Origin of the sequence: Ornithinimicrobium faecis (assembly GCF_023923225.1) — a bacterium.
GTDB lineage: Bacteria > Actinomycetota > Actinomycetes > Actinomycetales > Dermatophilaceae > Ornithinicoccus > Ornithinicoccus faecis.
Genome location: NZ_CP099489.1, coordinates 2,215,198 through 2,239,066, shown reverse-complemented (window position 1 = coordinate 2,239,066; position 23,869 = coordinate 2,215,198). Strand labels below are relative to the sequence as shown.

Annotated in this window: 23 protein-coding genes; 4 read left to right on the top strand and 19 right to left on the bottom strand. The window is 68.6% G+C overall.

The features are described 5' to 3' along the window. The first annotated feature begins 1 nt into the window (after nt 1). Entirely contained in the window at nt 2-1,300 is a 1,299-nt protein-coding gene (locus NF556_RS10375; protein ID WP_252595574.1) for a M18 family aminopeptidase, read from the top strand. A gap of 250 nt (nt 1,301-1,550) precedes the next feature. Here NF556_RS10375 and NF556_RS10370 read toward each other — a convergent pair whose 3' ends face one another. From NF556_RS10370 to NF556_RS10315, 12 genes are all read right to left on the bottom strand, one after another. Continuing rightward, entirely contained in the window at nt 1,551-3,854 is a 2,304-nt protein-coding gene (locus tag NF556_RS10370; RefSeq protein WP_252595572.1) for a RelA/SpoT family protein, read from the bottom strand. Nucleotides 3,855-3,914: 60 nt separating this feature from the next. Then, nucleotides 3,915-4,484 (bottom strand): adenine phosphoribosyltransferase, encoded by a 570-nt coding sequence (locus tag NF556_RS10365; RefSeq protein WP_252595570.1) that lies wholly within the window; start codon nt 4,482-4,484, stop codon nt 3,915-3,917. Between the two features lie 24 nt (nt 4,485-4,508). Further along, the gene (secF, locus tag NF556_RS10360; RefSeq protein WP_252595568.1) at nt 4,509-5,780 is read right to left on the bottom strand and encodes a protein translocase subunit SecF; all 1,272 of its coding nucleotides are present in this window, start codon (nt 5,778-5,780) and stop codon (nt 4,509-4,511) included. Continuing rightward, nucleotides 5,780-7,684 carry a protein translocase subunit SecD gene (gene secD / locus NF556_RS10355; protein WP_252595566.1) on the bottom strand — a complete coding sequence of 635 codons (1,905 nt, stop codon included), beginning with the start codon at nt 7,682-7,684 and terminating at the stop codon, nt 5,780-5,782. The genes secF and secD overlap by 1 nt, the downstream gene beginning before the upstream one ends. After that, nucleotides 7,684-8,025 (bottom strand): preprotein translocase subunit YajC, encoded by a 342-nt coding sequence (gene yajC / locus NF556_RS10350; RefSeq protein WP_252595564.1) that lies wholly within the window; start codon nt 8,023-8,025, stop codon nt 7,684-7,686. The genes secD and yajC overlap by 1 nt, the downstream gene beginning before the upstream one ends. Nucleotides 8,026-8,322: 297 nt before the next feature. After that, entirely contained in the window at nt 8,323-9,369 is a 1,047-nt protein-coding gene (locus tag NF556_RS10345) for a hypothetical protein (protein WP_252595562.1), read from the bottom strand. Nucleotides 9,370-9,377: 8 nt separating this feature from the next. Continuing rightward, a complete protein-coding gene (gene ruvB / locus NF556_RS10340) occupies nt 9,378-10,502 on the bottom strand; it encodes a Holliday junction branch migration DNA helicase RuvB (protein WP_306238714.1) in 1,125 nt (374 codons plus the stop codon). A gap of 2 nt (nt 10,503-10,504) precedes the next feature. Further along, on the bottom strand, nt 10,505-11,110 hold the full coding sequence (gene ruvA / locus NF556_RS10335) for a Holliday junction branch migration protein RuvA (RefSeq protein WP_252595560.1): 606 nt from the start codon (nt 11,108-11,110) through the stop codon (nt 10,505-10,507). Then, nucleotides 11,107-11,751, bottom strand: a complete 645-nt coding sequence (gene ruvC / locus NF556_RS10330; RefSeq protein WP_252595558.1) for a crossover junction endodeoxyribonuclease RuvC — start codon at nt 11,749-11,751, stop codon at nt 11,107-11,109. The genes ruvA and ruvC overlap by 4 nt, the downstream gene beginning before the upstream one ends. Nucleotides 11,752-11,953: 202 nt before the next feature. Next, a complete protein-coding gene (locus NF556_RS10325) occupies nt 11,954-12,724 on the bottom strand; it encodes a YebC/PmpR family DNA-binding transcriptional regulator (RefSeq protein WP_252595556.1) in 771 nt (256 codons plus the stop codon). Continuing rightward, on the bottom strand, nt 12,724-13,377 hold the full coding sequence (gene pdxT / locus NF556_RS10320) for a pyridoxal 5'-phosphate synthase glutaminase subunit PdxT (RefSeq protein WP_252595555.1): 654 nt from the start codon (nt 13,375-13,377) through the stop codon (nt 12,724-12,726). The genes NF556_RS10325 and pdxT overlap by 1 nt, the downstream gene beginning before the upstream one ends. Before the next feature lie 85 nt (nt 13,378-13,462). Beyond that, a complete protein-coding gene (locus NF556_RS10315) occupies nt 13,463-14,017 on the bottom strand; it encodes a CGNR zinc finger domain-containing protein (RefSeq protein ID WP_252595553.1) in 555 nt (184 codons plus the stop codon). A 103-nt stretch (nt 14,018-14,120) separates the two neighbouring features. Between NF556_RS10315 and NF556_RS10310 the strand changes: the two genes are divergently transcribed. Beyond that, a complete protein-coding gene (locus NF556_RS10310) occupies nt 14,121-15,326 on the top strand; it encodes an epoxide hydrolase family protein (protein WP_252595551.1) in 1,206 nt (401 codons plus the stop codon). Nucleotides 15,327-15,372: 46 nt separating this feature from the next. Here NF556_RS10310 and pdxS read toward each other — a convergent pair whose 3' ends face one another. The 7 genes from pdxS to NF556_RS10275 all read right to left on the bottom strand — a co-directional run bounded on the left by pdxS (nt 15,373) and on the right by NF556_RS10275 (nt 22,561). Beyond that, a complete protein-coding gene (pdxS, locus tag NF556_RS10305) occupies nt 15,373-16,221 on the bottom strand; it encodes a pyridoxal 5'-phosphate synthase lyase subunit PdxS (RefSeq protein ID WP_252595770.1) in 849 nt (282 codons plus the stop codon). 258 nt (nt 16,222-16,479) lie between these two features. After that, nucleotides 16,480-17,034 (bottom strand): hypothetical protein, encoded by a 555-nt coding sequence (locus tag NF556_RS10300; protein ID WP_252595549.1) that lies wholly within the window; start codon nt 17,032-17,034, stop codon nt 16,480-16,482. Continuing rightward, nucleotides 17,031-18,425: a glycosyltransferase family 4 protein gene (locus NF556_RS10295; protein ID WP_252595547.1), complete on the bottom strand. Its 1,395-nt coding sequence runs from the start codon at nt 18,423-18,425 to the stop codon at nt 17,031-17,033. The genes NF556_RS10300 and NF556_RS10295 overlap by 4 nt, the downstream gene beginning before the upstream one ends. Beyond that, on the bottom strand, nt 18,425-19,399 hold the full coding sequence (locus NF556_RS10290; protein WP_252595546.1) for a phosphatidylinositol mannoside acyltransferase: 975 nt from the start codon (nt 19,397-19,399) through the stop codon (nt 18,425-18,427). The genes NF556_RS10295 and NF556_RS10290 overlap by 1 nt, the downstream gene beginning before the upstream one ends. Next, nucleotides 19,396-20,016 carry a phosphatidylinositol phosphate synthase gene (gene pgsA / locus NF556_RS10285; protein WP_252595545.1) on the bottom strand — a complete coding sequence of 207 codons (621 nt, stop codon included), beginning with the start codon at nt 20,014-20,016 and terminating at the stop codon, nt 19,396-19,398. Before pgsA ends, NF556_RS10290 begins: the two co-directional genes overlap by 4 nt. A gap of 121 nt (nt 20,017-20,137) precedes the next feature. Further along, nucleotides 20,138-20,725: an HIT family protein gene (locus NF556_RS10280; RefSeq protein ID WP_252595544.1), complete on the bottom strand. Its 588-nt coding sequence runs from the start codon at nt 20,723-20,725 to the stop codon at nt 20,138-20,140. A gap of 81 nt (nt 20,726-20,806) precedes the next feature. Further along, nucleotides 20,807-22,561 (bottom strand): HNH endonuclease, encoded by a 1,755-nt coding sequence (locus NF556_RS10275; RefSeq protein WP_252595542.1) that lies wholly within the window; start codon nt 22,559-22,561, stop codon nt 20,807-20,809. 137 nt (nt 22,562-22,698) lie between these two features. On the opposite strand from NF556_RS10275, the gene NF556_RS10270 reads away from it, so the two are divergent. Both NF556_RS10270 and NF556_RS10265 read left to right on the top strand, forming a co-directional pair. Continuing rightward, a complete protein-coding gene (locus tag NF556_RS10270) occupies nt 22,699-23,151 on the top strand; it encodes a nitroreductase family deazaflavin-dependent oxidoreductase (protein ID WP_252595541.1) in 453 nt (150 codons plus the stop codon). A gap of 84 nt (nt 23,152-23,235) precedes the next feature. Then, nucleotides 23,236-23,817: a hypothetical protein gene (locus NF556_RS10265; RefSeq protein WP_252595540.1), complete on the top strand. Its 582-nt coding sequence runs from the start codon at nt 23,236-23,238 to the stop codon at nt 23,815-23,817. Nucleotides 23,818-23,869 lie beyond the last annotated feature (52 nt).

Below are 23,869 nucleotides of genomic sequence, written 5' to 3'. Positions count from 1 at the left end.
CATGCCCCACGCCTTCGACCAGGACGACACCGCAAGCCGCCTGGCGGCATACCTCGATGCTTCTCCCTCGCCGTTCCACGCGGTGGAGAGCACAGCGGCACTGCTGCTGGACGCAGGATTCACTCGCGTCGCCGAGACTGACCCGACTCCCGCCGATCCCGGGCGCTATCTGACGGTGCGCGGCGGCTCGCTCATCGCGTGGTCCACCGAGACCGATCTGGCTGCTTCCGCGCCGTTCCGGGTCGTTGGCGCGCACACCGACTCCCCCAACCTGCGCATCAAGCCCCGACCGGACGTGCTGCGCTCGGGCTGGCAGCAGCTCGCCGTTGAGGTCTACGGCGGACCACTGCTCAACACGTGGTTGGATCGTGATCTGGGCCTGTCCGGGCGGGTCGCACTCCGGGCCGACACGGGCGTCGAGGGACGACTCCTCCTGATCGATGAGCCGCTGCTGCGCGTGTCCCAGCTCGCTCCTCACCTGGACCGCACGGTCAACTCCGAGGGTCTGAAGCTCAACCCGCAGCAGCACCTGGTCCCGCACTGGGGACAGGGTGAGACGCCAGGCGATCTGGTGGGCTTCGTCGCCGAGCGCCTCGATGTCGCTGCCGATGACGTGCTCGGCTGGGACCTGATGACTCACGACCTGACCCCGGCCCGACGCATTGGTCGCGATCGCGACCTGCTTGCCTCGGCACGGTTGGACAACCTCGCGACCTCTTTCGCGGCCACGATCGCGCTGATCGCTGCCGTCGAGGCGGGCGTCCCCGGTGTCGTGCCGGTGATCGCGTTGTTCGATCACGAGGAGGTCGGCAGCACCACCGAGCGTGGCGCGCAGTCGACCTTCCTGACGGCGACCTTGGAGCGAATTGTCCTGTCCCGCGGGGGATCTCGCGAGGACTATCTGCGTGCCCTGGCCGGCACCGTGATCGCCTCGGGCGACATGGCGCACGCGACCAACCCGAACTACGCCGAGCGTCACGAGCCTGGGCACCACGTGCAGATGAATGGCGGGCCGGTCCTGAAGATCAACGCCCAGGCCCGTTATGCCACAGACGGACTCGGCGCAGCGGCCTTCCGACTGGCCTGCGACCAGGCCGGCGTGCCGGTGCAGAGCTTCGTCACCCGCACCGACCTGCCGTGTGGCTCTACTGTCGGCCCGATGACCTCGGCCCTGACCGGTGCGACCACCGTCGACTTCGGCGCACCGACCCTGTCGATGCACTCCACGCGTGAGGCGTGCGGCGTGGCAGACCAGGCGATGTATGCCGGGGCTCTCGAGGCCTTCCTCTCACCTGCCTGAGGGCGCATCCTGGTTCACCTGGCGTCCCTGGCCAGCTCGTCGGTGATGCGCGTGCACCCAGACAGGCAAAGTCGTCAAGCCTCACCTGGCGCAGGGCCCTGACCTGCACCGTTGTGCGGGCACGTCTGACGTTACCTGTTTGGATGCACGGTCAACCGCCCTAAACGGACCAGGAGACCATCGGCCGGTCAGGCGCTCTGGTGCGAGACCATCGGCCGGTCAGGCGCTCTGGTGCGAGACCATCGGCCGGTCAGGCGCTCTGGTGCCGCCGGTGGGGGTCGGTGCGCTGGGTGCCGGTGATCCGATAGGCGTCCAGCACCCCGCTGACTCGGCGCACGGCCCGGATCACGGACTCCAGGTGGCTCGGGTCGGCCATCTCGAAGGTGAACTTGGACAGGGCCACCCGGTCCCGGCCGGTCTGCACCGAGGCCGCCAGGATGTTCACGTGCTGGTCGGTCAGGGCCTTGGTGATCTCCGCGAGCAGCCCGGCGCGGTCCAGCGCCTCAACCTGCAGCTGCACGAGGAAGACACTGGTCTCGGTCGGGGACCAGGCCACGTCGATCAGACGCTCTGACTGAGCCTTGAGCGACTCGGCGTTGGTGCAGTCCGTGCGGTGGACAGAGACGCCCTTGCCGGTCGTCACGAAGCCCATGATGGGATCGCCCGGCACGGGCGTGCAGCACTTGGCCAGCTTGACCCAGACATCGTCGGTGCCCACCACGGTGACACCCGAGTCAAGGGACCGGTTGCGCCCGCGGTTGGGCACCGTGGCCTCGGCCAGGTCCTCGGTCGCGCCGTCCTCGCCACCGAGCGTGGCCACCAGTTGCTTGACGACGTGCGCCGCGGAGACGTGTCCCTCCCCCACGGCGGCATAGAGCCCGTCGACGTTGGTATAGCGCAGGTCCCCTGCCACGGCGTTGAGCGTCTCGTGGGACATCAGCCGTTGCAGTGGCTGGTTCTGCTTGCGGAGCACCTTGGCGATCTGGTCCTTGCCGGACTCGATCATCTCCTCGCGGCGCTCCTTGGAGAACCACTGCCTGATCTTGTTGCGCGCTCGCGGGCTCTTGACGAAGTTGAGCCAGTCCCGGCTCGGGCCGGCGCCAGCGGCCCGGCTGGTCAGGATGTCAACGACATCACCATTGGCCAACGAGCTGTCCAGTGGCACCAGTTTGCCGTTGACTCGTCCGCCGACGCAGTGGTGCCCGACCTCGGTGTGGACCGCATAGGCGAAGTCCACCGGCGTCGCGCCTGCCGGCAGCGCCATGACATCACCGCCGGGGGTGAAGACATAGACCTCGGCCCCGCCGATCTCGAAACGCAACGACTCCAGGAACTCCCCCGGGTCGGCGGTCTCCTTCTGCCAGTCCAGCAGCTGACGCAGCCACTGCATGCCCTCCATCTGGCCCGGCCCACCGTCAGCACCGACAGCGGTCTTGACGCCGTCCTCCTTGTACTTCCAGTGGGCGGCCACGCCATACTCCGCACGCCGGTGCATCTGGTGCGTGCGGATCTGCACCTCGACCGGCTTGCCGTCAGGCCCGATGACCGTCGTGTGCAACGACTGATACATGTTGAACTTGGGCATGGCGATGTAGTCCTTGAACCGGCCCGGGACCGGGTTCCACCGCGCGTGCAGCGCACCAAGGACCGCATAACAGTCCTGCACCGTCTCGACCAGCACCCGCACTGCCACCAGGTCATAGATCTGCTCAAAGTCACGTCCCCGCACGATCATCTTCTGATAGACGGAGTAGTAGTGCTTGGGGCGCCCGGTCACCAGCGCCTTGATCTTGGACTCCTTGAGGTCCTTGCCGATCTCGGTGCGCACAGTCGCGAGATATTCTTCGCGCGCCGGGGCCCGCTCGGCGACCATCCGGACGATCTCGTCATAGATCTTGGGATAGAGCTGGGCGAAGGACAGGTCCTCGAGCTCCCACTTGATGGTGTTCATGCCCAGCCGGTGGGCCAGGGGTGCGTAGATCTCCAGCGTCTCGTTGGCCTTGCGCGCGGCCGACTCCTGGGAGACGTAGCGCCACGTCCGGGCATTGTGCAGCCGATCGGCCAGCTTGATCACCAGCACCCGGATGTCGCGGGCCATGGCGACCACCATCTTGCGGACGGTCTCTGCCTGGGCGGCCTCGCCGTATTGCACCTTGTCCAGCTTGGTGACCCCGTCGACCATCATGGCGATCTCGTCACCGAAGTCGGTGCGCAGCTGATCGAGGGAGTATGCCGTGTCCTCCACGGTGTCGTGCAGCAACGCCGCCGCGATGGTCGAGGGGGTCATACCCAGCTCGGCGAGGATGGTCGCCACCGCCAGGGGGTGGGTGATGTAGGCGTCACCGCTCTTGCGGACCTGCCCCTCGTGGGCTCGCTCGGCAACACGATAGGCGCGCTCGATCAGCTCCAGGTCAGCCTTGGGGTGCGTCGCCCGCACGGCGCGCAGCAGCGGCTCCAGGACCGGGTTGGCGCCCGGCCGGGTGCCTCCCAGCCTCGCCAGACGCGCGCGCACGCCATAGCTCTGGGAGGAGGTCGGAATGACATCCTCACTCATGACGCGATTGTAGGCCGCTTGGACCCCTGATCGTGCCATCGCCCACAGGAGGGTCCCAGGTCAGTCGGTGAGCAGCGCGTGCACCTCGGTGCCAGCGAGCTGGTCCCGACCGTTGAGGAACCCCAGCTCGAGGACCACCTCGACGGCCACGGTCTGCCCGCCGCACCGTCCCACCAGCTCGACGGTGGCAGCCGCCGTGCCTCCGGTGGCCAGGACGTCATCCACCACCAGCACACGCTGCCCGGGCCAGACCGCGTCGGTGTGCAGCTCGATGGTCGCCGACCCGTATTCCAGCGTGTAGGACACCGAGTGGGTGTCCGCGGGCAGCTTGCCCTCCTTGCGGACCGGCACGAAGCCGACCCCCAGCTCGTGAGCGATGATCGACCCGAGGATGAACCCTCGGGCCTCCACACCGATCACGACGTCCACGGCACCAGCGCGCCGCCGCACCACGTCGGCCACGACCCGATCACGCAGGGCGGTGTCCAGCAGCAACGGGGTGAAGTCCTTGAAGACGACACCGGGCTCGGGGAAGTCCGGGATCGCCCTCAGGCTGCTCGCGACGTCCCGAGCCAGATCGGGGTCCGGCCCATCGATCTCATGGTCGCTGATGTGCAAGTGATCGGTCATGGTCGAGGTATGCCGAGGCGCAGGTCAGCGCTTGGACTTCGGCGGCCGCTTGGGCTGGTTGCGCGGCCCCCGCGCCCTGGGGTGGGGTTCCCGAGCGGCGGCCCGTGGGTGGACCTCCTGGGCACGGCGTGCCGGTGCGGTCTGACCGGTGTCGCCACCCAGCGCCGGGTCTGCCGCTGCGTCGTCGTCCTCTGCGGCGAGCACCGTGACACCAGCACCCTCCTCGGAGGCACCGATGGTCTCCATGCCGGGAGGGGCACTGCCATCGATCGACTCCATGCCGGGCGGGGCGGAGTAGTCGGTCTGACCGCCCTGGCGGCCCTCGCGCTTGGCGACCTTCTTCTCCAGCGCCTTGATCGCCGGCTCCCCCTGGCGCAGGTGCACCAGCAGCGGGGTCGCGATGAAGATCGACGAATAGGTGCCGACCGCCATGCCGATGAACAGTGCAACCGACAGGTCGAGCAGGGTGCCCGGGCCAATGAACGCGATGCCGAAGACCAGGATGGCAGCGACCGGCAGCAGGGCGACGACCGAGGTGTTGATCGAGCGCACCAGGGTCTGGTTGACCGCGAGGTTGGCGGCGTGGGAGTAGGTCGTGCGCTGGGAGTCCAGGGCGTACTCGGTGTTTTCACGCACCTTGTCGAAGACGACGATGGTGTCGTAGATCGAGTAGCCGAGGATCGTCAGGAAGCCGATCATCGACGCCGGGGAGATCTCGATCCCCAACAGCCCATAGATCCCGACGGTGAAGAGCACGTCGTGCAGCAGCGCGACGAGGGCCGCCGCCGCCATCTTCCAGGTGCGGAAATAGAAGGCCAGCACGATGGTGATGAGCACGAGGAACGCGATCAGGGCCTGAAGTGCCTTCGTGGTGACGGTGTCACCCCAGGAGGGACCGACAAAGGAACTGGTGACGTTGGTGCTGTCGACCGAGAACTCCTCTGCCAGTGCCTCGATGCTGTCGTCGGACTCCGTGGAGGTCAGCTCACCGGTCTGGATGCGGACCGTGTCGGAGCCGATCTGGGTGACCGAGACCTCAGCGGCGTCGGGGGCCTGTGCCCGCAGCGCCTCCTCGGCCCGCGTCTCATAGTCCTGCATGTTGCTGACACCGGGCACCCGCAGCTCGGTGCCACCACGGAACTCGATGCCAAAGTTGAGGCCCTTGACGAAGATGCCGAGAATCGACACGACGATCAGGACACCTGCGATGCCATACCAGAGGTTGCGCCGCCCGACGATGTTGAACGAGCGCTTCCCGGTGAACAGCTCATTACCGAATCTGGCAAAACTAAACATCAGACGATGCCTCCCTCGGTCTGCTCCCGAGTGGGACCAGTCCGTTTGGGTTCGGGCATCGCGAACTGGCCACGGCCCAGATAGGTGGAACGACGGGCGCCCAGGTGCTCAGGGTCCATGCCCGACCACTTGTGCCCCTCGCCGAAGAACTTGGTGTTGGCCAGGATGCTCACCACCGGGTGGGTGAACATGATGACGACGAGCAGGTCGATGACGGTGCTCAGACCCAGGGCGAAGGCGAACGCCTTCACACTGGACTCGGAGAGGAAATAGAGCGCACCGGCGGCGATCAGGTTGACCACGTCGGAGATGATGATGGTGCGTCGGGCGCGCCGCCACCCCGTGTCGACGGCATAGCGCAGCGGACGCCCGGTGCGCACCTCGTCACGGATGCGTTCGAAGTAGACGATGAAACTGTCCGCCGTCACACCGATCGCGACGATCAGACCGGTCACACCGGCCATGGTGAGGCGGAAGTTCGTGGCCCATCCGAGGAATGTCACGGCCAGGTAGGCCAGGATCGCGGCGATGATCAGCGAGGCGATCGTGACCAGTCCGAGCGCTCGATACTGGAACAGCGAGTAGATGAACACCAGGATCATGCCGATCGCGCCGGCAATCATGCCCAGACGCAGCTGCTCCCCGCCGAGCTGGGGGCTCAGCTGCTCGGAGGTCTGCACGTCGAAGCTCATCGGCAGCGCACCGAACTTCAGGGTGTTGGCCAGCTCCTTGGCGCTGTCATTGGTGAAGCCACCGGAGATCGTTGCCACGCCATCGGTGATGGGCGAGTTGACGCCCGGGGCGGAGATGACCTCGCCGTCCAGCACGATCGCAAAGCGGTTCTGCGAGGTGTTCTGGCCGAAGTTGAACAGGCGGGTCGTGATCTCGCGGAAGGCATCGCGGCCCTCACTGTCGAAGTTCAGCCGAACCTCCACGATGCCGGTGGGCTGCCCACCGGCGCCGACCTGCAGGCCGGAGCTGGCATCGGTCAGCGACGCACCGCTGAGCTCAGACGGACCGAGGATGAACTTCTCCGTGCCGCCTGCAGAGCAGACCACGAGGGCCTGGTCAGCCGGAGCAGACGAGGCGGCGCGCTGGTTCTCCTCGTCGGTGCAGTCATAGTCCATGAACTGCTGCTGCAGCTCCGGGGTGATCCAGGCGAGGTCGCTCGCATCCGTCGGCTCGGGCCCGTCCGGGCCGTCAGTCACCGCCGAGTCGTCCGGGGCCTGCGTGGACTGCGCGTCGTCGGTGCTGGCACCGTCATCGGTGGCGGGTGCGTCTGTGGTGTCCGCAGAGTCCGTCGCGCCGACTGCGCTCAGCACGGGCGTCTGGTCCACGAGGAGACCCTCTGGATAGGCCGCGTTGGTGGTCTCGGCATCGTCAGCGCCGGTGGGAGCCTCGGTCGGCTCGGCCATCGGGTCTTCCAGTGCCCCAGGCGGCATCGGCAGCTCGCGCGGCGGCTCGGTCGGCGCCTGCTGGGTCACGGGTGCCGAGACCAGGACGGCGCGGAAGCGGAGCTGGGAGGAGCGGCTGAGCGCCTCGAGCTGTTCCGAGGTTGGTGTGCCGGGGATGGCCACCTGGATGTTGGAGCCGAGGCGGGAGACCTCGGCCTCGGCCACGCCGCTGCCGTCGACGCGGCGGCGGATGATGTCGATGGCCTGGTCCAGTTGTTCGGACTGGACGCTCTGTCCACCCTCGACGATCGGCTCGATGACCACCTGTCGCCCACCGGCCAGGTCCAGCCCCAGCAGCGGCGTGAGTTGAGCCTTGGGCTCACCCCACGTGTGAGCCGCGCCCAGTCCCCCACCCAGGACAAGGATCAGGGCCAACAGAGCCAGCAGTGTGTTGCGCGACTTGCGGTTGCGGGGGTTGCCGCCCTTGCGGTTGCGTGAGTTGCCCGCCATCACTGCTCTCCGGTGGTGTTGTCGGTCTCCGGCTGGGCGTGCGGGGGCTGTGCCCCCGGTGCCTGCATGACGACCCGACGGTCAAACTGCAGCACGACCCCCGGCGCAGCCTCGACCTGGACCGTGTTGTCGTCCATCTGCGCGATGGTGCCGTAGAGCCCGGTGGTCGTCATCACCCGGGACCCGACCTGCAGGTCGGACTGCATCTCCTTGAACTTCTTCTGCCGGTTGCGCTGCGACCAGAAGAGGAAAGCGATGAGGAGGAGGGGCAGCAACAGCAGCAACATGCTGAAGCCATCACCGCTGCCTCCGGAGGCAGCGGCCGAGGCCAGTGGCGACATGGAAGAGTCCTTATAACGTCTGTTGGAGAGTGTCCAGGCGCCCTGACCTTGGGCGGTCCACCGCCTGTGGACACTCGCGGCAGTCTAGGTGACGCGACTGGGTCCACCCAACACCCCACCCCGCTGATCAGGTAACAATCAGGTAATCTCCCGCATTTTGATAAAGGTCTCGCACACCCCTCAGCAAAGTTCGTAGCGGTTTCGTACGGGCCACAGCCCACGAACCCCGACTCTCCACCAACCCTCTGGGCTCCGTCGGCGGCCGCCTCGGTCACCTCCACCTGACCCAGTGCGGGCTCAGAGCTCCAGGAGATCCAGGGGCGTGTCGCCGGCCCGCACGTCCGGCAGGGATGCCAGCAACGGGAAGAAGTGAGGATCACTGCGGTGCCCGTCAAACTCGACCGGGCGCCCGTCGGTCCGCGCCAACACGTCCGCCAGGCATGCTCCAACGGCGCTGCGTGCGTGGGGATGCCCGGGCACCAGCGCCTCGGCAACCGTCTCAACGGCCGGGTCCGAACCCAGGAAGACGAAGCTCGCGGCAACGATCTCACCGTCCACCAGGGCCAGCACCGTGCTGTCCGACTCCAGCTCGGCCTCGATCATCGGCCCGAAGATCTCCAGCAGGTCGGCCGTCGGTGCGGTGGGCGACCAGTCAGCGTGAACCACCTCGTAGAGCTGGGTCCAGGCGCGCGTCAGGTCGGTCGTTGACCGCTCCGCGCCGCGCACCAGATGCACGCCAGACCGAGCGGCCCCGGCGCGCTGGGCCGCACACCACTCCCGCAGCGTCGGGGTGCCCGTCGGCACGAGCTCGGGCGGGCAGTGCTGATAGACGACACCACCGGCCGCCACGATCGTGGCGTGCTCGACAGTGCCCGGCACGGCCTTGAGGGACAGCGGGAGGTCGCCCGCGTCGCGCAGGGCACGCAGGACGGCGACTCCGGCAGGGGACGGTGCCGCTCCCAACGTCTCCTCACCTGACGTCTCCTGACCCGACATCACCTCACCTGACGTCGCCTCACTCGACATCACCTCACCTGACGTCTCCTCACTCGACATCACCTCACCTGACGTCTCCTCACCCGACGCCACCTCACCGGACGTCGTGCTCCGTCCGCCTCCCTCGGACAGGTGCAGCCAGGCCGAGTGACGCAGTGGGTGCACCCGGTTGGGGCAGCGAGCCGCTGCCGCCACGATGGCACCAGCGCTCTCCACCACCAGCGATCGGGCCCCCGCACGCCAGGCATCGGGATGCCACCAGCTCGCGGGGACGCCGTGGCGGTCCGCCTCCCGGGCCGGTCGGACCAGGAACGACTCGTCTGCTGAGTCACTGGCAGCTGGCTGCACAGGTGGGCTCAGTGGTCGAGGCGGCCGGGCTGGTCGCCGATGGGCAGCTGCTCCTGCCCGGCAACCGGTTTGGGCGGGGTCAGGCCGAGGTGCTCCCAGGCCATCCTCGAGGCCGACCGCCCGCGCGGGGTGCGCACGATGTAGCCCTCGCGGACCAGATAGGGCTCGGCGACGGTCTCGACCGTGTCGGGCTCCTCCCCCACGGCGACGGCCAACGTGCTGAGGCCGACGGGGCCCCCGCCGAAGCGTTTGCACAACGCCTCGAGCACCGCGCGGTCGAGGCGGTCCAGACCCTGCTGGTCGACGTCGAACAGCTCCAGCGCCGCCAGCGCCGCCTCCTCGTCGACGATGTGCTGACCGTGCACCTGGGCCCAGTCACGGACCCGGCGCAGCAGGCGGTTGGCGATGCGGGGCGTGCCACGAGACCGCGAGGCGATCTCGTGGATCCCGTCAGGGGTGCTCTCGATCTCCAGCAGTCCGGCGCTGCGGGTCAGGATCAGTTGCAGGTCCTTGGTGTTGTAGTAGTCCAGGTGCCCGGTGAAACCGAAGCGGTCCCGCAAGGGCGCGGGCAGCAGCCCCGCCCGCGTGGTGGCACCCACGACCGTGAACGGCGGCAGCTCCAGCGGGATCGCCGTGGCGCCGGGGCCCTTGCCGACAATCACATCGACCCTGAAGTCCTCCATGGCCAGATAGAGCATCTCCTCGGCCGGCCGCGCCATGCGGTGGATCTCGTCGAGGAACAGGACCTCGCCCTCGGCCAGGGAGGAGAGCACCGCAGCCAGATCGCCGGCGTGCTGGATCGCCGGACCGCTGGTGATGCGCATCGGCTGCTCGAGCTCTGCGGCGATGATCATCGCCAGGGTGGTCTTGCCCAGACCGGGCGGCCCAGAAAGCAGGACATGATCGGGAGGACTCTGTCGGCGCCGGGCCGCCTCGAGCACCAGGCCGAGCTGGTCACGCACCCGCTGCTGACCGGGGAACTCCGCGAGTCGGCGCGGCCGCAGCGCGGCCTCGATGCGCCGCTCCTCGTCGGTGGTTGAGGCGTCGACGACGCGGGCCGTCGCGTCGAGCGAGCCGTCGTCGGGGTCATAACCCACCTCGGTGCGGGGGGCGCGACCCGCCTCGTCGGACAGACTCACCGGCCGAGCTCCCGCAGTGCTGCACGCAGGAACTCCGAGACGGCCGTGGGTGCACTGCCAGCAGCCCGGACCCGCTCGATCGCGTCGTCGGCCTGCCTCCCGCTCCAGCCGAGACCCACCAGCGCCTCGTGGACCTGACCGCCGAGTGGGTCGCCACCGGCAGTCGCAGGAGCTGATCCACCGATCGACGGCTCGACACCCATCGCGAGGATCTTGTCCTTCAGCTCAAGCACGATCCGCTCGGCGCCTTTCTTGCCGATGCCCGGGACCTTGGTCAGCGCAGCAAGGTCCCCGCCGGCGATCGCCTGACGGACCCCGTCAGGGCTGTGCACCGACAGCATGGCCAGAGCGAGGCGAGGGCCGACCCCCGAGACGGTCTGCACCTGCTCGAACAACGCACGGGCCTCGGTGCCCTCGAAGCCATACAGGGTCAGCGACTCCTCGCGCACCACCAGCGTCGTCGCCAGGGTGACCTCGCCCCCACGAGGGCACCCGGCCGCGGTGGCGGGCGTGGTGTGCACGTGCATGCCGACCCCGCCGACCTCCACGACGACGTGGTCCAGCCCGACGTGCAGCACGGGCCCTCGGACGGAAGCGATCATTGGGCACTCCTGCGGACGGCGGCGATCTGGGGACGAGGAGTCGCAGTGCCACGACGTGAACCGTGGGCCGCGTGCAACTCCTCGAGGCGGTTGCGCGGTGCCCGGGCCGCGTCCTGGGCGGCTCGCTGCATGGCATTGCCCTGGGCAGCCGCCGCCAACCGGGCGTCGGCCTGACCGCGCCACAGGTGGCAGACGGCCAGAGCAAGAGCGTCGGCTGCGTCGGCCGGCTTGGGCGCAGTGTCCAGACCCAGGATGCGGGTGATCATCATCGTGACCTGGGCCTTGTCTGCCCGGCCGTTGCCGGTGACCGCGGCCTTGACCTCGGTGGGTGTGTGGAGCGCGAGGGGCAGCCCCAGCCGCGCGGCGGCGAGCATCGGGACCGCCGAGGCCTGAGCCGTGCCCATGATCCCCTTGATGTTGGCCTTGGCGAAGACCCGCTCGACCGCGACGGCATCCGGCTGGTGCTCGGCCAGCCACTGGTCGATCTCGGTCTGCAGCGTCAGCAGCCGCTCCTGCGGGTCATCACCCGGCGGGGTGCGCACGACGCCGACGGCGACCATGCGCACGGTGCGGCCACCACTGGACTCCACAACGCCCAACCCACAGCGCGTGAGGCCAGGGTCAACACCAAGAACGCGCACCTGGCCAACCCTCCTCAGCAGTCGTGGTCCGGAGCGCCAACCGGCACACTCCTCCGAACACCTGTTCGCCACAACGCTACGTCACAGGTCCCCCCGAGCGGGGCAGGACGCGCCGGGCTGCCCCAGCCCCTCGGCATACGACGACCGGCCACCCGCGTCACGAGACGCGGTTGGCCGGTCGACTGCTGCTCAGGGGGTCGGGTCAGTCGTCAGCCTCGAGCTCAGCGAGCACCTCGTCGGACACATCGGCGTTGGAGAAGACGTTCTGCACGTCGTCGCAGTCCTCGAGCGCGTCGATGATCCGCATCATCTTGCGGGCACCGTCGGCATCCAGCGGCACCTCCATGCTCGGCACGAAAGTCACCTCCGCGGAGTCATAGTCCAGCCCGGCCTCCTGCAGGGCGGTGCGGACCGCGACCACGTCGGTGGCCTCCGAGATGACCTCGAAGGAGTCACCGACGTCCTCGACCTCCTCGGCGCCGGCCTCGAGCACGATCTCGACGAGCGCGTCCTCGCTGGTCTCCCCCGAGTCCTGCGCCTTGGGCACCACGACCTGCCCCTTGCGGTTGAACAGGTAGGCCACTGAGCCGCTGTCCGCCATGCTGCCGCCGTTGCGGGTCAGCGCGGTGCGGACCTCCATGACGGCGCGGTTCTTGTTGTCGGTCAGGCACTCGATATAGAGCGCGACCCCACCGGGTGCATAGCCCTCGTAGACCAGCGCCTCGTAGTTGGCCCCGCCGGCCTCGGCACCGGACCCACGCTTGACGGCGCGGTCGATGTTGTCGTTGGGGACCGAGGTCTTCTTGGCCTTCTGGATCGCGTCGAAGAGGGTCGGGTTGCCGGCCGGGTCACCACCGCCGGTGCGGGCGGCGACCTCGATGTTCTTGATCAACTTGGCAAAGAGTTTGCCTCGCTTGGCGTCGATCACCGCCTTCTTGTGCTTGGTCGTTGCCCACTTAGAGTGCCCACTCATCAGTTATCCCTGTTCGTCGTGCTCGGGTGTCCCTCAACTACTGCTGGGTCCCCGATGCTACCTGCAGCGCGGACCAGCTCCACGAAGAGCGCGTGCACCCGGACGTCGTCGGTCACCTCGGGGTGGAACGAGGTGGCCAGCACGTTGCCCTGCCGCACGGCCACCGCGTGCTCCTCGCCGTCCCGTTCGATGCTGGCCAACACCTCGACGCCGTCGCCGACCCGCTCCACCCAGGGGGCCCGGATGAACACGGCGTGGAAGGGCTCGTCCAGGCCCACGAACGGCAGGTCCACCTCAAACGAGTCAACCTGGCGGCCGAACGCGTTGCGGCGGGTGGTGATGTCGAGCGCGGCGAGACTCTGCTGCTCCGGGTGTCCGTCGAGGACCTCCGCGGACAGCAGGATCATGCCGGCGCAGGAGCCATAGACCGGCATCCCCTCAGCCAGGCGGGCGCGCAGCGGCTCGGCCAGGTCAAAGATGCGCAGCAGCCGGTCGATCGTGGTCGACTCCCCGCCCGGGATGACGAGCCCATCGACCGCGGCCAACTCCTCGGGGCGACGGACCGGGACGGCCTCCGCACCGGCGAGGGTCAGGGCACGGATGTGCTCGGCGACGTCACCCTGGACGGCCAGGACCCCGATCAGTGGAGCCACGGCAAGAGATCAGACAGTCGTATGCGGAATGCGGGCATGGGCGTCAGAGTAGACCAGCCAGGGGCTGGCTCTGAGCACGCGGTCCTCACGAACGGGCGGCGTTGAAGCGCGCCTTCTTCGCACGGTTGCCACAGGTGTTCATGTCGCACCAAAGGCGGGTGCGACTCTGGCTCGTGTCGAAGAAGGCCGCCTGACAGGTGGGTGAGGCGCACAGTGCCAGCCGGCCGGGTCGCTCCCCGGCGATGACGGCAACGGCGTCCGCAGCGATCACGCTGAGGGCGTCGGCCACGCTGGACGAGTCGCTGAGTTGCCAGCGCCGGGCACCCTCGGGCGTCAGAACGGCCGCGGCCCCACCGTTCGTGCTGCAGTCGTTGATGACCCGCACGGCTGGTGGAGGCAACGGGTCCTGTCGCGCGGCCGCGGTGGCCGCGGCGTGGATGGCCTCACGGAGCCCGCGCGCACGATCCAATTCCGCGTCGGTGCAGGACGCCACGGAGAGTCCGCTGATCGCCAGCCAGTCGACGAGCCGCTCAGGCGTGGGGATCCGCTCCACGGAGCCGCCACGACGCTCGGTCAGGGTCGCGGTGAAGCTGGTCGCCAGCACCGCGCCCAGGCGGAAGTCGGGGAACACGTCAGGCACACGAACCATCTTAGCTGGTTGCCAGACACGGACGAGGCATGCTAGAACCGTCTTAGCCGGTTCCTATGATCCGGGCCGGCGCTATGGCAGACCGGGAGGTCTCATGTCCACCCATCCATTGAACCAACAGCCCCACGACGTCCAGGCTCTCGACGTCCAGGCCCATGACGCGGAGTTGGTGGAACTCCGGCGACGCCTGGCCGCGGCGCGGCTCCCCGAGCGCGAGACGGTGAACCCACCCGGTGCGGACCCGGCTCGCTGGCAGCAGGGCGTTCCACTCGCCGTTCTCGAGGAGGTCGTCGACCACTGGCGCACGACGTATGACTGGCGCGCGTTCGAGACTCGCCTCAACCGGATCGGTCAGTTCCGCACCACCATCGACGGCCTGGGGATCCACTTCCTGCACCGCCGGTCCACCCGGTCGGACGCCACTCCCCTGGTGCTGACGCACGGCTGGCCGGGCAGCGTCGCCGAGTTCACCGACATCATCGACGAGCTCGCCGATCCGAGGGACCCAACGGCACCCGCGTTCCATGTCGTCGCACCCTCTCTTCCCGGGTTCGGCTTCAGCGACAAGCCGACCAGCACCGGGTGGGGCGTGGAGCGGATCGCAGCCGCCTGGGTGACGCTGATGGGCCGGCTGGGCTATGGCCAGTTCGTGGCCCACGGCGGCGACTGGGGCGGCGTGATCACAACAGTGCTCGGCGGACGGCACCCAGAGCACGTCCTCGGCATCCACACCACGTTGGCCCAGTCGCCACCGGGGATGACGACGGACGGGCTGAGTCCACTTGAGCGCAGCTGGGCCGAGGAGACTCGTGACTTCTGGCAGCACCGCTCGGCCTACGCGAAGCAGCAGGCGACACGGCCGCAGACCATCGGCTATGCCCTCGTCGACTCACCGGTCGGGCTGCTCGCCTGGATCCTCGACAAGTTCGCCGAGTGGACCGACACCACAGACAGCCCGTTCGAGACGATCCCCCTCGACCGCATCCTCGACAACGTCACGCTCTACTGGTTGACGCGCACTGGTGCATCGGCCGCTCGCATCTACGCCGAGAGCCATGGTGGGGTCAACCGGGTCGACCCCCGACTGCGTGTGGAGGTCCCGTCAGCGGTCAGCACCTACCCCCGCGACATCGAGAAGTGTCCGCGGCCCTGGGCACAGGAGCGCTTTCGCCAGATCGTCCGGTGGAGCACCCCCGAGGCAGGCGGACACTTCCCCTCCCTTGAGGTCCCGGAGTCATTCGTCACCGACCTCCGGGAGGGACTGGCCGCGGTGCTCGCGGCTCAGCCCCGGCGCCTGTGACGGACGTCGACCACGAGGGTCTTGTCACGGCGCCAGGCCGATCAGCTCACCAACCGCGCTCAGCGAGCCGGTGCGGCTGCGGGATCTCGTCGACATTGATGCCCACCATCGCCTCGCCCAGACCCCGGGAGACCTTGGCGATCGTGTCGGGGTCGTCGTGGAAGGTGGTGGCCTTGACGATGGCCTCGGCGCGGGCGCCCGGGTTGCCGGACTTGAAGATGCCGGAGCCGACGAAGACACCCTCGGCGCCGAGCTGCATCATCATGGCCGCGTCGGCGGGGGTCGCGATGCCACCGGCCGTGAACAGCACGACCGGGAGCTTGCCGTTGCGGGCGACCTCAGCCACCAGGTCGTAGGGCGCCTGCAACTCCTTGGCCGCGACGAACAGCTCGTCCTCGGGCAGGCTGGACAGGCGGCGGATCTCCTGGCGGATCTGCCGCATGTGCATGGTGGCGTTGGAGACGTCACCGGTGCCGGCCTCGCCCTTGGAGCGGATCATCGCTGCGCCCTCGGTGATGCGCCGCAGCGCCTCGCCCAGGTTGGTCGCGCCGCAGACGAACGGCACGGTGTAGGCCCACTTGTCGATGTGGTTGCTGTAGTCCGCCGGGGTGAGCACCTCGGACTCGTCGATGTAGTCAACACCGAGGGACTGCAGGACCTGGGCCTCCACGAAGTGGCCGATCCGGGCCTTGGCCATGACCGGGATGGACACGGCCTCGATGATGCTGTCGATCATGTCGGGGTCGCTCATGCGGGAGACGCCGCCCTGCGCGCGGATGTCGGCCGGGACGCGCTCCAGTGCCATGACGGCGACGGCGCCGGCGTCCTCGGCGATCTTGGCCTGCTCGGCAGTGACAACGTCCATGATCACGCCGCCCTTGAGCATGTCGGCCATGCCCCGCTTGACGCGGGTCGTGCCGGCCTGGGCGGTTGGGTTGTCCGTGCCGTGGGCGGCAGCGGCCGGGGCAGAGTTCGTCGCAGAGTGTGTTTCAGGGGTGCTCATGCTGGTGCCTTCCGGGGCGAGGTGGTGCTCGGCATTGAGTGCGCTCACCGGTGGTGTGGGACGTGGACACGGGGCCGACGTCCCACCATGTGGTCGGGTCGGCTCTCCAGTCTAGGTCCACCGGTGCCGGTCCCCCACACCGGTGAGCGCTCAGAGGGTTTCCGGCCAGTCGTCGTCGAAGCCGATCGGCAGCGGGACCTTCGCGGTGCCAGCCAGGTGCAGGAAACGCACCAGCCGCTGGCCGCGCACGGCACGGGCTTCCTGGACCGCTTCGTTGTGAAAGCGCCGAGCCAGTTTGACTCGCTCGCCCGTGCCGCGCATGCGGTCAAGGAGCTCATCGACCTCGACCTGCTGCCCGACGACCGGCGCATGGGTGGCGCGCAGCACCTCGGTGAGCTGGGACTCGGCGTCCAGTCGGTCCTGGGACCAGGTCTCCTCCTGGTCCAGGGCCGCCCCCGCCGACGCAGCCATCAGGGTGGCCGACGCGGGATCGATCCCCGCGATGTAGGCGACTTCCAGTGCGGCCTCAGCGCGGCGGACCAGTTGCGCATCGAGGGCGGCAGCGGTCCCGATGACTCGGTGGTGCAGGCGGTCGAGGCGGACAGCGGTGTAGGAGAGGTACCACCCCAGCGCCAGCAGCGCGGCCAGCACGATGGCGCCCAGGATCACCCACTCCTGGACTCCCCAGACGATCTCGATGTTCATCGACCAAACCACCTCCTCACGGCCCGGACCGCCCGGATAGAGGGCGAGTCAGACTGCAGCGTGGTGGCCAGCGACCCCTGCCGGGTCGTGCGGCCGTTCGGGCTCGTGGCGACGTCTGAGGCTGAGGGTGCGCGACCGCCCCTGGCCTTGCCCCCAGCACCCGCCGACCCCTCCGCACCGACAGCAGCCGCACCACCACCAGCGGCACCACCCGCAGCGCGGACCCGACCCGCCGCGTCCCGCAGGAAACTGTCACCCACTCGCTCCACGGCCACTGAGTCATAGACCGCCTCGATCCTGGCGCCGACTGTTGACCAGTCAAAGCGTCGAGCCCGGGCCTGACCGGCACGCCGCAACTGCGCTTGCTCGGACGGGTTCTCCAGCAGTCGCACGATCGCGGCAGCCAGGGCACGGTGGTCCCCCACCGGAAAGATCACACCGGCACCGGAATCACCGATCACGGCAGTGAAGGCATCGAGGGCACTGGCCACCACAGGGGCGCCGGCACTCATCGCCTCCACGAGGATGATGCCGAAACTCTCGCCCCCAGTGTTGGGTGCGACGTAGGCGTTAGCACCAGCCAGCAGGGCAACCTTGTCCTCCTCGCTGACCATCCCCAGGAAGTGCACGGCGTCGGCGACCTGGCTGGACAGGCCCGAGCGCACCTCCTCAACGTCTCCAGGACCTGCCACGAACAACGCGGCATCCGGGACCTGGGCCAGCACGAGCGGCAGGGCAGCCAGCAGCACCGGCAACCCCTTGCGCGGCTCGTCGAATCGCCCCAGGAAGACGATCCGCGGGCGGCCACCGACCTCGGGTGGGGCGCCTGCTGGTGCGGCGTCCTCCGGTGCGGCGTCCTGGGGGGCGAACCGGTCGACATACACCCCGTTGGGGATGACCAGCGTGGTGCCACCAAACCCGGACGCCATCGTCTTGTGCGCTGCGTCGGAGACGGCGATCCGGGCGGAGATCTTGTCCAACCCCGGCTGCAGCAGCGGTTGGGCCGCGCGCATCGTGCCCACTCGGGACTGCGAGCTGTGGAAGGTCGCGACGATCGGCACCCTCGCCGCCCAGAGCGCCAGCAGGGACAGGCTCGGCGCTGCTGGCTCGTGCAGGTGCAGCACGTCAAAGTCCCAGTCGTCCAGCCACGCGTCCACCCGGTTGGCCACGATCGGGCCGAACGAGAGCCGGGCGACCGACCCGTTGAACCGGACCGGGACCGCCCCACCAGCGCTGACGACATAGTCGGGCAGCTCAGTCCCCTCATCGGCCGGGGCCAGCACCGAGACGACGTGCCCGCGGCGCAGGAGGTATTCGGCCAGGTCCCGGATGTGCAGTTGCACCCCGCCGGGCACGTCAAAGGAATAGGGGCAGACGATCCCGATGCGCATCAGCGGATCCCGTCCGCCACGAAGACGCGCTGCATCATGTGCCAGTCCTCGGTGTGCTCTCGCAGAGCCGCGCCGAGGAAATCGGCGCACGCCTGGGTCATCGCGGTGATCTGCTCGCTGCGGGTGCCCCCGTCCGGGACCGCCACCGCCGGGCCAAAGGTCAGGACGACACGGTATGCCGAGGCGCGGTTCGGTCGTGCGCCCTCCCCGTGATCTTCGGTGTCCGTGGAGCCCCCGATGCGCGTGGCGGCCGGGGTTGGCTCGTAGGTGACGGTGACCGGGTGCAGCGGGGCGCCGGTGGCCAGGGCAAGCGCTGCCGGGCCGCTGGCCATCTTGGCCGGGTGGCCGCACAGGGTGACTTCGACGCCAGAGTCGGTCAGGTCCCGGTCCGCCAGCAGCGGCACGAGGCCGCCCTCCTTGACGGTGCGCACCAGGGTCCGGAACGGTGACTGTCCACCGGTCAGCGGGAGGATGGTCATACCGAGGGCCTCGCGATAGGCGACAAAGCGGTCATACAGCTCCTCCGGCTTCAGTCGCTCGGCCACTGTCGTCACCGGAGCCAGGTGGTGGGTAGCCCAGGCACCCACGGTGTCCCAGTTGCCGAGGTGACCGAGGAAGCAGACGACGCCCTGCCCACCTTCCAGAGCCTCCCGTGGTGCCTGCTCGCCCACCACGCGCACGCTCGCCGCGAGCTCGTCTGCCGTGCGGTCCGGGAGCCGGAAAGACTCACACCAGTAGCGCATGTAGGAACGCAGGCCAGCGTGCACCAGGTCGTCCAGATCGCCGGGCGACAGCTCGGGGCGGATGCGGGCATAGTTCGAGCGCATCCGCTCCACCCCCTTGCCCCCGCGGCGGTGCATCAGGTCGGCGATCCGGTCGAACAGGGCGTAGGCCCCCCGAGCCGGCAGCTTGCGGACGGCGGCCCAACCGAGCCGGTAGGCCAGCACGGTCGCCTGGTCGCCCAGGTCACTCACGAGCCCACCGCGTCGGTCATCGCCTGGGTGCGGACGGTCAGGATGCGCTGCAGGACCGTGATCAGGCTGGCAACGGCCAACAGTCCGAGGACAACGGTCAGCACCCACATGGGCAGGAAGAGCCCGCAGAAGCCGGTCGTCACCAAGGTCGCGACCAGACGGTCGGCGCGCTCGGCGATGCCGACGTTGGCGGTGAACCCGAGGCTCTCGGCGCGAGCCTTGGCATAGCTGACGATGAAGCCGAGGATCAGGCACGCCAGGGCCAGAGCGGCGGTGAGGTCGTCGTCCCCGCGGCCGGTGAAATAGAGGATCAGTCCCCCGAAAACAGCTGCGTCGCCGATCCGATCCAGCGTCGAGTCCAAAAAGGCGCCCCAGGAGCTGGTGCGGTCGGACATCCTGGCCATCGTGCCGTCGATGAGATCGGTGAAGACGAAGGCGGTGATGAACAAGGTCCCCCACCACAGCTCGCCGAGTGGATAAAAGTAGAGCGCACCGAAGGCCACTCCGATGGTCCCGACCACCGTGACGGCGTCAGGACTCACCCCGAGGCGCAGCAGGAGGCGCGCGATCGGGGTGAGGAGTGCAGTGAAGAATGCCCGGGCGTACTTGTTCAGCATCGTGGACCCAGGCTACTGATAGGTGCTCGCCGCGTGGCTGCGGCGTGCCGAGTAGGCCTGTGCTCCCCATCACTCATCACTGAGCGTCTCCCCGATCCGCCGACCGTGCTGTCGGCCACCCTCAGGACGGCCACGCCTTGACGAGAGCCTGCCGGGCGTCCTCGAGGAGAGTGGGCACCGCCTTGGTCTGCCCGATGATCGGCAGGAAGTTCATGTCGCCGCCCCACCGGGGCACGACGTGCTGGTGGAGGTGCGCGGCCACGCCCGCCCCCGCGACCTCGCCCTGGTTCATGCCGATGTTGAAGCCGGCCGGTGCCGAGGCTCCGCGCAGGGCCTCCATCGCCGCCTGGGTCAGCTGGGCGAACTCGACCGTCTCCTCCGGCGTGAGGTCGGTGTAGAGCGGGACGTGGCGATAGGGGCAGATCAGCAGGTGGCCCGGGTTGTAGGGGAACAGGTTGAGCACGACGTAACAGGTCTCACCACGGTGGACGACCAACCCCTCGGCGTCGCTCTTGTCGGGCGCCGCGCAAAACGGGCAACCCGTGCCCGCCCTCTCAGAGGGTCGGTCCCCGCGGATGTAGGCCATCCGGTGAGGTGTCCACAAACGTTGGAAGCCGTCCGGCACCCTGGCGAAGTCAGTCGCGGCTTCCGCGGCGTCTGCTTCCCCGGCCTGGGCTGCGGGCTCCCCCGAGTGCTGCTGCTCGACCATGGAGGAGATCCTATCCGCGTGCACCCAGGAGCCAGGTCCTCAGTCCGGGCCGGTGCAACGCGGCTGAGTGGCCTGCGCGCGTCAGACCGCCTGCGCCAACCTCTCGGACAGGTGGCGCTCGAGCGGGCTCGGTTGGTCGGCCGGGTCCGTTGGATGCGCAGTGCCGTCATCGCCGCCGTGACTCGCGACGCGCCACGCACCGAACTGGAGCAGACGTCGTTTCACGGTTGCCTGGCGTCCCGGCGGTCGCTGTGACCCTGAGGCCGATCGTGGGGTCTCGTCATCCTTCAGTCGCAGAGTGATCACTCGCGACTCCCGAGTGCAACACATCGCACTCGCTCTCCCGGTCTCTGGTCCGTGCCCTGAAGTCTCCGGGTCCAGCCATGGCCTCTGCTGAGTGCGGGGCACACCAGCACAGGGCACATCAACAGAGGGCACACCAGCACAGGGCACAGCGCTGCCCTGATCACCCAGTGAGGGCAGGACCGGCGGCGGCTGGGAATAGTAGGTGTGACCGGTCGGCGTCGTGATCTTCACCGTGTGGGTCCCGTCGGGCAGGTCCACCACCTCATGGGACCAGCCCGTGGTCTCCTTGGCGTAGTTGCATGCTTCGCACAACCCCTCCCCCTCGTCGGCGGTGGTCCGTCCACCGCGGGCCCAGGGCAGGACGTGGTCGGCGTGCCGCACCGGCGCATCGCACCAGGGCGTGCGGCACACCTGGTCACGTGCAACCAGGAACCTGCGCAACGCCCCGGTGAACGTGCGCCGCCGGCTGTCCTGCTCCACCAGCACTCCGGTGACTGGATCGGCATACAGACGCCGCAGCCACACCACTGCCCGCTGGGCCAGTCCCTGCGCCCCCTGGTCACCACTGTCGGCCTGGCCGTCGCGGACCAGGTCACGGGCCATCGGCGCCGGGATCGGGCCATAACCCTCCAGGCGCGCCGGCGTCTCGTCCTGCCCGAGCAGTGCCCGATCGGTCATTACCAGCCCGAGCTCGATGTTCACGCCCTCGGCGGGGACCCGTCCGGTCAACCGCTGCGTGAACAGATCTGCCCGGATCTGGTCCAGGGACCGCTCATCGCCAGCTGACTTCACACCCTTGGCTGCCTCGTTGAGCGCCTTATAGCAGGCGACGCCGTCGGCGACCGGAAGGTAGCCGGAGACGATCGCCATCACATCCGGTGCCGGGCGCACACTCACGCGGCGATCTGATCTCGCCCTGCGCCCACGGTTGGCCACCGAGTAGGGGTCCAGCTCGTAGGCCTTCGCCTTGGCGGCCGCGACGAGGGCCCGGTGCGAGTCGGTCCCGAACCGCCCCTCAAGGTGGGCATCCACGGCCTGGCGGTGTGCCAGAGACAGACAGGCCGTTTCCTTCACGATCTGCGTCGCGGTCCACTCCGAGATCAGGCCCGCGGTAAGGGCAGCATGCGTGCACGGCATCTCGCTCACCACAGCCCGCGCAAAGCCGACGTGCCGCCGACCGGCAAACGGTGACTCTCGCCGGGCGAGCGCCAACTGCTGAGCCACGCCCTTGTCCGCCGTTGCTTCGGGGGTCCCTCCCGCGACGGCCGCCTCAGTCAACGCTTCGGCAGCCAGCACCGTCGCCCGAGCCTGCGCCGCCGAGGTGGCATTCTTGACCGACTCCAGCGCACCGAGCAGGTCGCACAGGTCCCCCGCGGCCGTTGCCCCCAACGGCGCCAGGCCCCCACCGACAGCCAATCGCCGGAGCCAGCCCGTCACCTCAGCCGCGGTCAACGGCCCGGTGGGCAACTCAGTGGGCGGTTCGGTGGGCAGCTCAGTCGGCGGCGGCTCGCGGTGAGTCTCAACGCTCATCTTGCCCTCCTCCCGAACGACAGCGGGTGCTCTTCTTTGACGACACAAACCACTTTAGGACAGACGTCTGACAGTGGTCCGAGATCGTCCACAGCCAGCATGGAACAGACCTCGCTTCGTCTCGGTTGGCACTGAACATGACGGAAACCACCGCAGACCGCGACAACTACGTCCAGCCCGCCACCAGTTGGGTGCGCAACCAGTTGGACGCCATCGATGAGGCGGGGGGCGACTCCTCTGCCGCCAAGGTCCAGGGCCGCGACGTTGTCGTGGTGACGGTGATCGGGGCCAAGTCCGGGCGGCCTCGCCGGGTGCCCCTGATGCGCGTGGAGCACGACGGCAACTATCTCGCCGTCGCCAGCCATGGTGGCGCACCCACGCACCCGCAGTGGACTGCCAGCATCCGCAAGAACCCCGACCAGGTCAGCGTGCTCGACGGCACCACCGAGACGGCGATGACCAGCCGGGAGCTGTCCGGCCAGGAGCGTGAGATCTGGTGGGAGCGCGGGGTCGCGGCCTTCCCCTCCTATGCCGACTACCAGACCAAGACCGAGCGTCTCATCCCGATCTTCCTGCTCGAGCCTCGCTGATCCTCTCCCGGGAGGCCGGTCCGGTATGCCGAGGCGCACCGTCGCTGGCGCACTCGCCTCACTCTGTGGTCCGATCAGCAGGTGATGTTTTCGAACGTTGACCTCGACCGGATCGTCGCCGGCGAGGTGGACCTGGCCTTCCGGGTCTGGCGGCGCCCGATGCATGTCGACGGAGGTCGCCAGCGCACCCGTGCTGGCGTCATCGGGTTCACCTCGGTGGAACCGATCGATGCCCGCGAGATCACGGAGCAGGACGCTGCCCGGGCTGGGCGCACGCGCCTCGAGCTTGAGCGTTTCCTGGCCCGCAAGGAGGGCACGGTCTATCGGATCGGACTCGAGTTCCTCGGTGCGGACGAGCGGGTCACGCTGCGAGAGCACGACGCGCTGGCTCCCGAGGAGCTCGGGAGCATCGCTGAGCACCTCGTTGCCATGGATCGGCGCAGCACGCGCGGCCCGTGGACCAGGTCTTTCCTCGAGCTCATCGAGGCACGCCCTGCCGAGCTCGCCGAGACGATCGGGGCGTCCATCGGGTGGGAGCGGGCTCCGTTCAAGGCCAACGTGCGCCGCCTGAAGGAACTGGGCCTGACCGAGAGCCTCCCGACGGGATATCGGCTCTCGCCGCGCGGTGTCGTGGTCCTCACGCACCTGCGCCGCCCCGCAAATTGATAAAGGTCTCGCACGCCGCACCGCAAATTGATAAAGGTTTCGTACGCCGCAC

Excerpts from the sequence above, each read along its gene's own strand:
- NF556_RS10375 (WP_252595574.1), top strand. The coding sequence starts at position 2 with ATGCCCCACGCCTTCGACCAGGACGACACCGCAAGCCGCCTGGCGGCA.
- NF556_RS10370 (WP_252595572.1), bottom strand. The coding sequence starts at position 3,854 with ATGAGTGAGGATGTCATTCCGACCTCCTCCCAGAGCTATGGCGTGCGC.
- NF556_RS10365 (WP_252595570.1), bottom strand. The coding sequence starts at position 4,484 with ATGACCGATCACTTGCACATCAGCGACCATGAGATCGATGGGCCGGAC.
- secF (WP_252595568.1), bottom strand. The coding sequence starts at position 5,780 with ATGTTTAGTTTTGCCAGATTCGGTAATGAGCTGTTCACCGGGAAGCGC.
- secD (WP_252595566.1), bottom strand. The coding sequence starts at position 7,684 with ATGGCGGGCAACTCACGCAACCGCAAGGGCGGCAACCCCCGCAACCGC.
- yajC (WP_252595564.1), bottom strand. The coding sequence starts at position 8,025 with ATGTCGCCACTGGCCTCGGCCGCTGCCTCCGGAGGCAGCGGTGATGGC.
- ruvA (WP_252595560.1), bottom strand. The coding sequence starts at position 11,110 with ATGATCGCTTCCGTCCGAGGGCCCGTGCTGCACGTCGGGCTGGACCAC.
- NF556_RS10325 (WP_252595556.1), bottom strand. The coding sequence starts at position 12,724 with ATGAGTGGGCACTCTAAGTGGGCAACGACCAAGCACAAGAAGGCGGTG.
- NF556_RS10310 (WP_252595551.1), top strand. The coding sequence starts at position 14,121 with ATGTCCACCCATCCATTGAACCAACAGCCCCACGACGTCCAGGCTCTC.
- pdxS (WP_252595770.1), bottom strand. The coding sequence starts at position 16,221 with ATGGCCGACATGCTCAAGGGCGGCGTGATCATGGACGTTGTCACTGCC.
- NF556_RS10300 (WP_252595549.1), bottom strand. The coding sequence starts at position 17,034 with ATGAACATCGAGATCGTCTGGGGAGTCCAGGAGTGGGTGATCCTGGGC.
- NF556_RS10295 (WP_252595547.1), bottom strand. The coding sequence starts at position 18,425 with ATGCGCATCGGGATCGTCTGCCCCTATTCCTTTGACGTGCCCGGCGGG.
- pgsA (WP_252595545.1), bottom strand. The coding sequence starts at position 20,016 with ATGCTGAACAAGTACGCCCGGGCATTCTTCACTGCACTCCTCACCCCG.
- NF556_RS10280 (WP_252595544.1), bottom strand. The coding sequence starts at position 20,725 with ATGGTCGAGCAGCAGCACTCGGGGGAGCCCGCAGCCCAGGCCGGGGAA.
- NF556_RS10275 (WP_252595542.1), bottom strand. The coding sequence starts at position 22,561 with ATGAGCGTTGAGACTCACCGCGAGCCGCCGCCGACTGAGCTGCCCACC.
- NF556_RS10270 (WP_252595541.1), top strand. The coding sequence starts at position 22,699 with ATGACGGAAACCACCGCAGACCGCGACAACTACGTCCAGCCCGCCACC.
- NF556_RS10265 (WP_252595540.1), top strand. The coding sequence starts at position 23,236 with ATGTTTTCGAACGTTGACCTCGACCGGATCGTCGCCGGCGAGGTGGAC.